Source organism: Cellulosimicrobium sp. NPDC055967 (assembly GCF_042269845.1).
Taxonomy (GTDB): domain Bacteria; phylum Actinomycetota; class Actinomycetes; order Actinomycetales; family Cellulomonadaceae; genus Cellulosimicrobium.
Genome location: NZ_JBHJYJ010000023.1, coordinates 25,849 through 36,747 on the forward strand (window position 1 = coordinate 25,849; position 10,899 = coordinate 36,747).

At 75.9% G+C, this 10,899-nt stretch carries 13 protein-coding genes; 7 read left to right on the plus strand and 6 right to left on the minus strand.

Features of this window, described 5'->3' with window-relative positions:
- Positions 1–139 precede the first annotated feature (139 nt).
- From ACFC2L_RS19400 to ACFC2L_RS19415, 4 genes are all read right to left on the minus strand, one after another.
- Entirely contained in the window at positions 140–766 is a 627-nt protein-coding gene (locus tag ACFC2L_RS19400) for an endonuclease domain-containing protein (RefSeq protein ID WP_375825983.1), read from the minus strand.
- A complete protein-coding gene (locus ACFC2L_RS19405) occupies positions 763–1,122 on the minus strand; it encodes a hypothetical protein (protein WP_375825984.1) in 360 nt (119 codons plus the stop codon). The genes ACFC2L_RS19400 and ACFC2L_RS19405 overlap by 4 nt, the downstream gene beginning before the upstream one ends.
- Before the next feature lie 289 nt (positions 1,123–1,411).
- Positions 1,412–1,894, minus strand: coding sequence for a transcription elongation factor GreA (gene greA / locus ACFC2L_RS19410; protein ID WP_375825985.1), 483 nt, complete (start codon positions 1,892–1,894; stop codon positions 1,412–1,414).
- Between the two features lie 299 nt (positions 1,895–2,193).
- Positions 2,194–2,628: a DUF4307 domain-containing protein gene (locus tag ACFC2L_RS19415; RefSeq protein ID WP_253053047.1), complete on the minus strand. Its 435-nt coding sequence runs from the start codon at positions 2,626–2,628 to the stop codon at positions 2,194–2,196.
- 196 nt (positions 2,629–2,824) lie between these two features.
- Between ACFC2L_RS19415 and mca the strand changes: the two genes are divergently transcribed.
- From mca to ACFC2L_RS19430, 3 genes are read left to right on the plus strand one after another with little or no spacing between them, the layout of a single operon-like run.
- Positions 2,825–3,766, plus strand: coding sequence for a mycothiol conjugate amidase Mca (gene mca / locus ACFC2L_RS19420; protein ID WP_375825986.1), 942 nt, complete (start codon positions 2,825–2,827; stop codon positions 3,764–3,766).
- A complete protein-coding gene (locus ACFC2L_RS19425; RefSeq protein ID WP_375825987.1) occupies positions 3,763–4,155 on the plus strand; it encodes a hypothetical protein in 393 nt (130 codons plus the stop codon). Before mca ends, ACFC2L_RS19425 begins: the two co-directional genes overlap by 4 nt.
- A 2-nt stretch (positions 4,156–4,157) precedes the next feature.
- Positions 4,158–4,964 (plus strand): carbon-nitrogen hydrolase family protein, encoded by an 807-nt coding sequence (locus ACFC2L_RS19430; RefSeq protein ID WP_375825988.1) that lies wholly within the window; start codon positions 4,158–4,160, stop codon positions 4,962–4,964.
- A gap of 10 nt (positions 4,965–4,974) precedes the next feature.
- Here ACFC2L_RS19430 and ACFC2L_RS19435 read toward each other — a convergent pair whose 3' ends face one another.
- On the minus strand, positions 4,975–5,682 hold the full coding sequence (locus ACFC2L_RS19435; RefSeq protein WP_375825994.1) for a hemolysin III family protein: 708 nt from the start codon (positions 5,680–5,682) through the stop codon (positions 4,975–4,977).
- Between the two features lie 346 nt (positions 5,683–6,028).
- Here ACFC2L_RS19435 and ACFC2L_RS19440 point away from each other — a divergent pair, with 346 nt between their 5' ends.
- The 3 genes from ACFC2L_RS19440 to ACFC2L_RS19450 all read left to right on the plus strand — a co-directional run bounded on the left by ACFC2L_RS19440 (position 6,029) and on the right by ACFC2L_RS19450 (position 8,673).
- Positions 6,029–6,790 (plus strand): isoprenyl transferase, encoded by a 762-nt coding sequence (locus ACFC2L_RS19440; protein WP_204542751.1) that lies wholly within the window; start codon positions 6,029–6,031, stop codon positions 6,788–6,790.
- Positions 6,791–6,849: 59 nt separating this feature from the next.
- Positions 6,850–7,395 (plus strand): MarR family winged helix-turn-helix transcriptional regulator, encoded by a 546-nt coding sequence (locus ACFC2L_RS19445; RefSeq protein ID WP_375825989.1) that lies wholly within the window; start codon positions 6,850–6,852, stop codon positions 7,393–7,395.
- Between the two features lie 69 nt (positions 7,396–7,464).
- On the plus strand, positions 7,465–8,673 hold the full coding sequence (locus ACFC2L_RS19450; protein WP_375825990.1) for a glycerate kinase: 1,209 nt from the start codon (positions 7,465–7,467) through the stop codon (positions 8,671–8,673).
- A gap of 48 nt (positions 8,674–8,721) precedes the next feature.
- Here the strand turns inward: ACFC2L_RS19450 and ACFC2L_RS19455 are convergent, their stop codons facing one another.
- Positions 8,722–9,933 carry an AAA family ATPase gene (locus ACFC2L_RS19455; protein WP_375825991.1) on the minus strand — a complete coding sequence of 404 codons (1,212 nt, stop codon included), beginning with the start codon at positions 9,931–9,933 and terminating at the stop codon, positions 8,722–8,724.
- 209 nt (positions 9,934–10,142) lie between these two features.
- Between ACFC2L_RS19455 and ACFC2L_RS19460 the strand changes: the two genes are divergently transcribed.
- Complete coding sequence (locus ACFC2L_RS19460; protein WP_375825992.1) at positions 10,143–10,802, plus strand: manganese efflux pump MntP family protein; 660 nt, start codon at positions 10,143–10,145, stop codon at positions 10,800–10,802.
- Positions 10,803–10,899 lie beyond the last annotated feature (97 nt).

The window sequence follows — 10,899 nt, forward strand, 5'->3', positions numbered from 1 at the left end:
GGGCGCGCGGCGCGCGCCGCGGGCGGGCGGGCCCCCCCCCGACCGCCCGGGCGCGACGATGCCCCCCCGGCCCCCGGCGCGGGCGCCCCCCTGCCCCGCTTCTCGGCTCCCGTGGTACGCCCGGGTCCGTCGACGCGGGTCAGACGATCCGGCGTGCCGAGGTGACGACGCGCGGGCGCGTGCCGGCGTCGGGCGCGTCCGGGACCTCCGCCGGGCGGACGCCGCGGTCGAGGAACGCCTGCAGCACCCGGCCCTCGGTCGACGGCCAGCGGCCGAGGACGTCGTACGCGAAGAGCACGATCACCCGCCAGCCCAGGCGTTCCAGCTCCTCCTGCCGCGCGACGTCGGTCAGGCGCTGGCGCGCGGAGGTCAGGTGGTGCTGCCCGTCGTACTCCAGCGCGATCCGCAGGTCCGGCCAGCACAGGTCCGGGCGCGCGAGCCAGCGCCCGTCGTCGTCGAAGACGTCGGCGCCGACGACCGGGCAGGGGAAGCCGGAGCCGACGAGCCGCAGACGCAGCCGCGTCTCCATGGGTGAGTCCACGAAGCGCCGGGCCCGGTCGAGGGCGGACGCGAGCGGGACGACGCCGCGCCGACCCCGCATCCCTCGCAGACGCTCGGCCAGCAGGTCGGGCGGGTACGGACGGGCACGCCCCCGGCCCGCGAGGACCGCGTCCACGACGACGACGAGGTCGGTCTCCGTGAACCCGGGTCCGCCCGCGGCGACGAGGGTCGCGAGATCCGCGACGGTCCGGTCGAGGCTGGTCACGTCGAGCCCGTGCCGGACCACGACGTCGCGCGCCGGCAGGCCCCGTGCGACACGACACCGGTGGCGTCGAGGGCCCGCGTGCCGGACGGTCCCGACACGTGCACCGGTGCGAGGCCCGTGACGTCCCGGGGCAGCGGCAGGTCCCACAGCGCAGCGGCCGTCGTGTGGGAGAAGGCGGCGGTCGGCGGGAGCGCGAGCCGGACCGCGGTCGCGACCGACCGCAGGTCCTCCCGGCGTGCGGCGTCCATGCGGACACCCCGCACCGGGGCGTGGAGCCGCGGCGAGCGCAGCTGCTTGCGGGTGATACCGAGGCGCAGCGCCTCGGAGACGAGGAACGGCGGGTCGGGGACGGGCATGCCGAGAGTCTGGCGGAGAGCACCGTCGCCGCGCCGACGAGCGCCCCGGACCTGTGGACGACCCGGGCGCGAGGGTTCGAGAAGCGAGAAGTGGGGCCCCCCCGCCCGGGCGGGGGGGGGCCCGCGGACCGGCCACCCCGCGGCCGGGCGCCCGGGGGGCGGGCCCCCCCCGCCGGGGGGGCGGCGCCCCCGTGGCGCGTGGTAGCGCCCCGCTACAGGGCCCCCCCCGCCCCCGGCCGGGGGGGCCCACTTCTCACGTCTCACCGGCGGCGTGGCCGCCGGTGGCGCGTCAGCCCTCGAAGGGCTTCGCGGCGACGATCTTCACCGTGATCTCGTTGCCGTTCGGCGCGGCGTAGCTCGTCTCGTCGCCGACGGACTTGCCGCTGATCGCGGCACCGAGCGGCGACGTCGGCGAGTACACGTCGAGGTCGGTCGTGCCGGCGATCTCGCGCGAGCCGAGGAGGAACGTCATCTCGTCGCCCGCGACGACCGCGGTGACGACCATGCCGGGCTCGACCATGCCGTCGTCCGGCGGCGTGCCGATCTGCACGTTGCGCAGCTTCTCGGTGAGCTCACGGATGCGGGCCTCGTTCTTGGCCTGCTCCTCGCGCGCGGCGTGGTAGCCGCCGTTCTCCTTGAGGTCGCCCTCGTCACGCGCGGCGGCGATGCGCTCCGCGATCGCGGTACGGCCCTCGCCGGACAGGTGGGCGAGCTCGGCCTGCAGCCTGTCGTGCGCCTCCTGGGTCAGCCAGGTGACGGTGGTGTCGGTCACGGTTCGCTCCTTCCTTTCCATGGTCGACGGCCGGGTCGGTCGCACGGCCGTGCGGGTACGGGCAGCCGGGGCGCGTGCGTTCGCGGTGCGCCTGCCTGCCCGGGTCGGTGACGCTGGCCGGGTGGCAGCGCGTAGGACTGGTCTCCCGCCGGGAACCGCGGCGCCCGGCGGACGGCGTGCTTGTCACCGGCACGCAGTCTCGGGCTCCACACGGTCGGGTGCGGGAATCCCTCAGGATAGCAAAGCACAGGGCACCGACAGCGACGCCGCAGGTCAGCGCGCGCGCAGCCCGGGGCGCCTCACGGCGCGACGCGGCAGGACTGGACGATGCCGGTCGTGGCGAGCTCGGAGGTCGCGACGCTCACCGTGTACCGGGACTCGGCGACCTCGACCGGGCCGACCGTGACGTCGACCGTCCCGACCTGGGCGAAGCTCTCCGCGAGGGCGTCGAGCGTGCACGTCGCCGTCGTCCCCGGGTCCATGTAGACCTCGAACGTCACGTCCACGCGCTCCGGGCTCACGACCGTGTAGCCGAAGTCCTTGAACCGCACCGGCTCGTTCGCGTACCGCAGCCCGATGACGAGCGTGATCGCGAGCCCGACGATCGCGACGAGGACGATCCCGACGACGGCCAGGCGCCGACGTCGCTCGGTCGGCTCGGGCCCGTAACGGCCCGCCGGCGGTCGCAGGGGTGCGCCCGGGCTCGGCTGCGGGGCGGTGGTCTCGTTCGTCATGGTGCGGTCCCGTGGTCGGTGCCGCCGCGCCCGGTCGCACGCCCGGCGTCGTGCCGGTGGTTCCCGGCGGTTCGTCAGGTGTGGGCGCGGTGGGGGATCATGTCCTCGACCCATCTTCGCAGAGCCCGGGCGCTCGTCGTGCACCCACGACAGGTCCGGCCGTGCGAGGAGACGTACGACGTACCCGGGAGGACCAGTGGCCGAACCCGCGGCCGGATCGACCACCCACCGCGAGCAGCCGGAGACGCTCCGTCTCCTCGCCGTGCACGCCCACCCCGACGACGAGTCGAGCAAGGGCGCGGCGACGGCCGCCCGCTACGCGGCCGAGGGCGTCGACGTGCTCGTCGCGACGTGCACCGGGGGTGAGCGCGGCGACATCCTCAACCCCGGCTTCGGCGAGGGGCCCCAGGACATCGAGGGCATGCGCGCGCTGCGCCGCGTCGAGATGGCGTCGGCGGCGCGCGCGCTCGGGGTCCGCCAGCAGTGGCTGGGGTTCGTCGACTCGGGCCTCCCGGAGGGCGACCCGCTGCCCCCGCTGCCCGAGGGCTCGTTCGGTCTGGTCCCGCTCGAGGAGGCAGCCGCGCCGCTCGTCGAGCTCGTGCGCGAGTTCCGGCCCCACGTCGTGACGACGTACGACCCGTCGGGGGGGTACCCCCACCCCGACCACGTGATGTGCCACCGCGTCGCGTTCGAGGCGTTCCACGCCGCGGGCGACCCCGACCGCTACCGCCGCGAGGGCGGGGCGGCGCCCTGGTCGCCGCTCAAGCTCTACTACAACCACGACTTCTCGATGAACCGCATCCGCACGCTGCACGAGGCGATGCAGGGCGCGGGGCTCGAGTCGCCGTTCGGCGACTGGGTCGAGTCGCGGTCCGCGCGCGAGATCCCGGAGCGCGAGGTCACGACCCGCGTCCACGTCGCGCGCTACTACGCGCAGCGCGACGCCGCGCTCATCGCGCACGCCTCGCAGATCGACCCCGACGGCTTCTTCTTCGCGATCCCGCGCGACCTCGAGGTCGACGTGTGGCCGTTCGAGGAGTTCGAGCTCGCCGAGTCGCGCGTCCCCACGCAGTTGCCCGAGGACGACCTGTTCGCGGGCGTCCGTGAGCTCGTCGCGAGCGAGGGGGCGGCCTCGTGAGCACGACGACGTCCCTGGTGGAAACCCTGGTGCCGACCGTCGCGGGCGGTCCGGGCTGGGCGGCCGACGTCGTCGCCGAGACCGCGACGCCGAGCCCGTCCGAAGACCCGCTGCGCAAGGACCTCGACCCGAACGACGTGTCGCCGGGCCTCGTCGGCTTCCTCGCGATCTTCCTGGTGGCGCTCGCGACCGTGGGCCTCTTCTTCGCGCTGTCCCGCCAGCTCCGGCGCATGCGGCACAACGCCGAGGTGCAGGGCATCGGCGCGGACGGCCCGCTGGAGGCGGGTGCCGACGGCGCGGAGCCCGGAGCCGAGGGCCCGGACGGGCCGACCGGCGACGGCGGCGCTCCCGACGGAGCGCCCGGCGGCGGTCCCGCGCGGCAGGGCTGACCGTGGCCACCGGGGCGCGGGTCACGATCGGCCAGCTCGAGGTCTCCGCCGACCACGCGGCGAACCTCGTCACGGTCGGTGCCGCGTTCCGGGAGGCGGCGCGCGTGCGTGCGGACCTGCTCGTGCTGCCCGAGTACGCGGCGGGGTTCGACCCCCGGGGCACGGGCGTCGAGCACGCGGAGCCGCTCGACGGGCCGTTCGTGACGACCCTGCGCCGGCTCGCGCGCGAGCACGGGGTCGCGGTGATCGCGGGCACGCTCGTACCGGGTGCCGCGGCGGGGCGCGCGGTGAACGTCGTCGTCGCGGTGGACGCGTCCGGCGAGCTCGTGGGCTCGTACCGCAAGGTGCACCTCTACGATGCGTTCGGGCACCGCGAGTCCGACCGGCTCGACGCCGGCGACCCGGCGGCGCCGCCGCTGGTCCTGCCCGTCGGGGACCTGACGTTCGGCGTCATGACGTGCTACGACCTGCGGTTCCCCGAGAGCGCGCGGCGGCTCGTCGACGTCGGCGCGGACGTGCTCGTCGTGCCCGCGGCGTGGGCGGCGGGCGACCTCAAGGCGGACCAGTGGCGCACCCTGGCCCGGGCGCGGGCGATCGAGAACACGGCGGTCGTGCTCGCGGTCGGGCAGGCGGGCAGGGGCGTGACCGGCCGCTCGCTCCTCGTCGGCCCGGACGGCCAGGTCGGTCTGGAGCTCGGAGAGCGCGCCGAGCTGCGCAGCGCGGACCTCGACCCCGCGGCCCTGGCGAGCGCGCGCGAGCGCAACCCCTCCCTCGCCAACCGTCGCTACGCCGTCGTCCCCCGGGACTGAGCGGCGGCGGTCAGCGTGCCGCGACCGCGGCCAGCATGATCGCGACGTAGTGGCACGTGAAGCCGACGACGGTGAGCACGTGGAAGATCTCGTGGAAGCCGAACCAACGGGGGCTGGGGTTCGGCTTCTTGATGCCGTAGACGACGGCGCCGAGCGTGTAGGCGAGGCCGCCCGCGGCGACGAGCCAGACGATCGCCGGTCCGTTCGTCGTGGTCCAGAACTGCGGCATGTAGCCGACGGCGACCCAGCCGAGGGCGACGTAGATGGGCACGTAGACCCAGCGCGGGGCGTCGAGCCACAAGATCCGGGCGAGGAGGCCGAGGACGGCGCCGCCCCAGACGATCGCGAGCAGGATCGTCGCGGTCCGCTGGGGGAGCAGGAGCACCGCGAGGGGCGTGTAGGTGCCGGCGATGATGAGGAAGATGTTCGAGTGGTCGGCGCGGCGGAGCACCCCGGCGACGCGCGGCGACCACGTGCCGCGGTGGTAGACGGCGCTCGTGCCGAAGAGGAGGCAGGCGCTGAGCCCGAAGATCGCGCACGACACCTTGCCCGCGACGGGCGGGGCGACGACGACGAGGACGATGCTCGCGACGAGGACGACGGGGAACGTGCCCGCGTGGATCCAGCCCCGCAGGCGCGGCTTGACCGCCTCGGCGACCTTCTCGACGGCGTCGCCCACGCTCTCGCGGACATCCTGCACGGCGTCGGCGCCGGGCAGGCGCGCACGTCCGGCGTCGGTGGCGGGCGCGCTCGGGGTGGGGTCGCTGTCGGTCGGTCGGTCCACGGCGTCTCCTCGGGGTCGGGCCGGGTCGGGCGGTGGGTCGGACGGACGAGCGCACGGCGTCGTCCTCTCGAACCTACGCCATCGTAAGTTACGCGAGCGTAGGTTCGCGACCTGTCGTCGCGCCGCGGTGTGAAGATCCTGGGCAGGGCCGCGCACGGTCGTGGCCACCCTGCCGTCCGCACTCTCCAGAGCGGTAGCGTGTGCGGGTTCGGCCAGCGCGTCCCCGACCAGGGACCAGCCCGCCGGGCGACACCCGTCCTTCCACCGTCGAGGAACCGTCGTGCGCCTGCCCCGCCCTGTCTACGGACTCTACGAGCGTCGTCTCGCCGCGACCCTCTCGCGCGAGAGCGTGCCGCGCCACGTGGGCGTCATCCTCGACGGCAACCGCCGGTGGGCGCGCTCGTTCGGCGAGTCGACGGCGACCGGTCACCGGCGGGGTGCCGACAAGATCACGGAGTTCCTCGGCTGGAGCGAGGACCAGGGGGTCGAGGTCGTCACGCTGTGGATGCTCTCGACCGACAACCTCTCGCGCTCGCAGGAGGAGCTCTCCGCGCTGCTCGACATCATCGAGGACGCGGTGCGCGACCTCGCCGACTCGGGCCGCTGGCGCCTGCGGGTCATGGGCCGCCTCGACCTGCTCCCCGAGCGCCTCGCGGGCGCGCTGCGCGAGGCGCAGCAGCGCACGGCCTCGGTCGACGGGCTCCAGGTGAACGTGGCGATCGGCTACGGCGGGCGGCACGAGATCGCCGACGCGGTGCGCTCGTACCTGCGCGAGCAGGCGGCCGCGGGCGCGCGGCTGCAGGACCTCGCGGAGAACCTCGACGTCGAGCACATCGAGGAGCACCTGTACACCAAGGGGCAGCCGGACCCGGAGCTGGTCATCCGCACGTCGGGCGAGCAGCGCCTCGGCGGCTTCCTGCTGTGGCAGAGCGCGCACTCGGAGTTCTACTTCTGCGAGGCGTACTGGCCGGACTTCCGGCGCGTGGACTACCTGCGCGCCCTGCGCGCCTACTCCCAGCGCGAGCGTCGCCTCGGCCGCTGAGCGCGCCCGCGACCGGTAGGGTCGATGCGAACGCATCGATCGAGCCGTCCGGGGGTGTCATGGTCGAGCAGGGCAGGCGCGAGGTCGAGCACGTGACGGCGCCCGGCCACGGGAGCCCGCGGCTCGCGGTGGAGACCTGGGAGTCGCTGTTCCGGGCGCAGGTCACCGTCATGCGTCGGCTGCAGGCCGACCCGGTCTGGGACGGCCTCACCCTGCGCGAGTACGACGTGCTCTTCTCGCTCACCAAGGGCCCGGACGAGGGGATGCGCCTGCGCGACCTCAACGTCTACATCCTGCTCAGCCAGCCGTCACTGAGCCGCATGGTGGACCGGCTCGCGACGCGCGGCCTCGTCGAGCGCACGCCCGCGCCCGACGACGCACGCGGCACGCTCGTCCGGCTCACGCGGACGGGTCGGGACCTCCAGCGGGCGACCGGCCGCGCGCACGCCCGGGCCATCGCGACCTACGTGGGCGGCGCGCTCGACGACGACGACCTTGCGACGCTCGGCGACCTGCTCGAGCGGCTGCGCGCGGCCCAGCAGGTGATCCCCGACGTGGCCCGGGCAGCGCTCCCCGCGCCGCGGGCGGACGAGCGGCGCCCCTGAGCGCTGTGGCGGGGAACACGTCCGGTCCGTCCGTTCCCGGGCGGACCGGGACGGGTCCCGCTGCCTAGGATGCGAAGCGTGTCCTCAACGCCGAGCACCACCCAGACCGGTTCCCCGCAGCGCCCCGACGGCCCGCTGCGCGTCGTCGTCGCGCCCGACTCGTTCAAGGGCAGCCTGAGCGCCGCGGACGTCGCGCACGCCGTCGCCGCCGGGGCGCGCAGCGTCGTCCCCGACGCCGAGGTCGTCGAGCTCCCCATGGCCGACGGCGGCGAGGGCACCCTCGACGCGCTCCTCGCCGTGTGGGGCGTGCCGGCGCGCGAGGTCGCGACGGTCGACGCGATCGGACGCCCCCGCACCGCGCGGTTCGGGGTCTCGGCCGACGGGCGCCTGGGCGTCGTGGAGCTCGCGGAGGCGAGCGGCCTGCCGCAGGTGAGCGACGTCGCGCTGCAGCCCCTGCACGCGCACACCCTCGGCACGGGGGCGGCTGCGGCGGCGGTGCTCGACGCCGGGGTGGACGAGGTGATCGTGTGCCTCGGCGGGTCGGCGTCGACCGACGGCGGCGCGGGCATCCTCACCGGTCTCGGCGCGCGGCTCCTGGACGACGGCGGCACGCAGGTGCCCGACGGCGGCGAGGGGCTCGCGCGGGTCGCGCGCCTCGACCTGTCCGGGCTGCACCCCCGCGCCCGCGACGTGCGCTGGCGCCTCGCGGTCGACGTGACCAACCCGTTGCACGGCGAGCGGGGTGCGGCGCACGTGTTCGGCCCGCAGAAGGGCGCCCAGGAGGCGGACGTCGCGTTCCTCGACGACGCGCTGCGCCGCTGGGCGGGGGTGCTCGTCGAGGAGGCGGGGTTCGACGTGTCCGAGCTCGCGGGGGCGGGCGCGGCGGGCGGTGTGCCCGCGGCGATGGTCGGCATCCTCGGCGCGGAGCTCGAGCCCGGCGCGCGCCTCGTCGCCGAGGCCGTCGGGCTGCCGGACGCGATCCGCCGCGCGGACCTGGTCTTCACGGGCGAGGGGTCGTTCGACTCGCAGTCGGTCAACGGCAAGGTCGCCGACGCCATGGGCGCGCTCGCCGCCGAGGCACCGCACCGTCCGCCGGTCGTCGTCCTCGCGGGGCGCGTGCTGCTGCCGGCGCACCAGGCGCGCGACGCCGGCATCGCCGCGGCGTTCAGCATCGCCCCCGGACCCATCGAGCTCGACGAGCTCCTCGACCGGACGGCCTCCCGGCTCACCGACCTCGCCGCCACCGTCACGAGCCTCCACGTCGCCTCGCGGCGCTGACCGCCGCCCCGAGGCCGGGGGCCGAGCCCGATGCCCCGGCCCGCGGTGTCACCGCCGGGGCCACGTCCAGGGCGGCTGGTCGAGCAGACCCTCGCGGCCCGCGACAGTCGTCTCGCCGGACGGCGACCGGACGAGCTCGACCTCGAGGAGGTCGCCGGGGCCCGGCAGGTCGGCCGTGCCCGACGCCGTCGCGTCCCGCAGCGCCGCGACGAGCGGCGCCGCGTGGGTCACCACGACGACCTGCGTCTCCCGGGCCGCGGCGTGCACGAGCGCGCCGAGCGCGGGCAGCAGGTCGGGGTGCAGGCTCGTCTCGGGCTCGTTGAGCACGAGAAGCTCGGGCGGGCGCGGCGAGAGCAGCGCCGCGACGAGGAACAGATAGCGCAGCGTGCCGTCGCTCAGCTCCGCGCCGGTGAGGGGCCGCAGCAGCCCGTCCTGGTGGAGGGCGATCTCGAACCGCCCGTCGTCGGCGTGCACCGCGAGCCTGCTCCCGGGGAACGCGCGCGAGACGGCGGCGTCGAGCTCGTCGCCGCGGCCGAGGTCGCGTACGGTCTCGAGCGCGGCGGCGAGGTCCGCGCCGTCGTGCGCGAGGACCGGCGTGCGGGTGCCGACCTGCGGCGCGCGCGCCGGGGCGCCGGCGTCGGTGCGGAGCTGGTCGTAGAAGCGCCACGAGCGCAGGGTCTCCCGCACCGCGACGACCTCCGGCGCTCCCACGGGGTCGACGAGCTCGGTGAGCACGCTGTCGAACGACCGGAGCCGGGCGGGTGAGGGGGCCCAGCCTCCGGCGTCGTCCCGGACGCGGACCGCGGGTCCGCGTCGCTCGACCTGGAGCGTCGCCGCGCGCGGGGCCGGTCCGGACCAGATCGTCTCGACCTTGATCTCGGGGTCGAGCCCGAACGCCGACCCGGGGTGCTGCGGGAGCCCCAGGTCGACGGCGTAGCCGAGGTCGTCCGGAGCGGCGCCCGCGAACCCCAGCCGCAGCGCGACGGGCGCGGTCCGCCGCGTGCCCTGCACCGGGACGCCGTCGCGGACCGCGCGGGCACCGCCCTGCTCCGGTCCGGCCCAGAGCGTCGAGCGCAGCCCGCCCTCGCGCGCGACCGCCCCCACCGCGCCCCCGAGCGCGCACTCGGCGAGCAGGCGCAGCGCGCGGTACAGGCTCGACTTGCCGGTCCCGTTGGCCCCGGTCACGACCGTCAGCCGGTCGAGCGGCAGCACGAGGCTGCGCAGGGAGCGGTACCCCTCCACGGCGATCGTCGCGAGCATCGTCACCTCCGCCGCGCACGCTACGCGCCGCCTCCCACGCGGGCGCGCCGGTGCCGCGGACATCCGCACCCGAGGTTGCGGACACCCGCATCCAGGAATGCGGGAAAGCGCGTCCAGAAATACCGGGAGCCGCGTCCGGAAATGCCGAGACCAGCGTCACCACGACGCACCTGGACGCATTCGTCCGGCGCTTTCTAGGCTGCTTTCTCGTGGGAATTCTCGAGCTCGTGGTCGTCGCCGTCGCGCTCGCCGCGGACGCGTTCGCCGTGGCGCTCGCGCAGGGCACCCGGATGCGGCGCCCGACGTGGCGCGAGACCGCGCGCGTCGCGGTCCTCTTCGGCTTCTTCCAGGCCCTCATGCCGCTCGCCGGCTGGGCGCTGTCCACGTGGTTCGCCGACGCGGTCTCCGGCGTCGCGCCGTGGATCGCCTGCGGGATGCTCGCGTTCGTGGGCGCGCACATGGTCAAGGAGGGCCTCCAGGACGAGGCCGGGCACGCCGTCGAGCACGTGGAGGGGCCGGCCGACGACCAGGCCACCGGCGCAGAGGCCGGGACGCCCGGCGAGCCGGCCGCCGTCGCGACCCTCGCGCCGCCCGTCACCCGGCGCCCCCGCGTGGCCTACCGGGTGCTGCTCCCGCTGGCGGTCGCGACGTCGATCGACGCCGCGGCCTCGGGCGTCACGTTCGCGGTGCTCGGCGTGCCGATCCTGCCCGCGGTCGTCCTCGTGGGCGTCGTGACGCTCGTGCTGTCCGGCCTCGGGGTGCGCCTCGGTGCCCGCGCGGGCGAGCGTCTGGGCCGCTGGGCGACCGTCGCGGGCGGCGCCGTGCTGGTCTTGCTGGGCCTGCGCATCCTCCTAGCACACCTCCTCTGACCCACCGCCCCGGGGTGGGGGGGGGTATGTGGCCCGGGGGGGGGGGGAAAACGCGCCCCAAAAAAACCCCCCCCCCGGGGGGGGGGGAGGGGGGGGT

Excerpts from the sequence above, each read along its gene's own strand:
- ACFC2L_RS19405 (WP_375825984.1), bottom strand. The coding sequence starts at position 1,122 with ATGCCCGTCCCCGACCCGCCGTTCCTCGTCTCCGAGGCGCTGCGCCTC.
- ACFC2L_RS19415 (WP_253053047.1), bottom strand. The coding sequence starts at position 2,628 with ATGACGAACGAGACCACCGCCCCGCAGCCGAGCCCGGGCGCACCCCTG.
- ACFC2L_RS19445 (WP_375825989.1), top strand. The coding sequence starts at position 6,850 with ATGGTCGAGCAGGGCAGGCGCGAGGTCGAGCACGTGACGGCGCCCGGC.
- ACFC2L_RS19450 (WP_375825990.1), top strand. The coding sequence starts at position 7,465 with ATGCGAAGCGTGTCCTCAACGCCGAGCACCACCCAGACCGGTTCCCCG.
- ACFC2L_RS19455 (WP_375825991.1), bottom strand. The coding sequence starts at position 9,933 with ATGCTCGCGACGATCGCCGTGGAGGGGTACCGCTCCCTGCGCAGCCTC.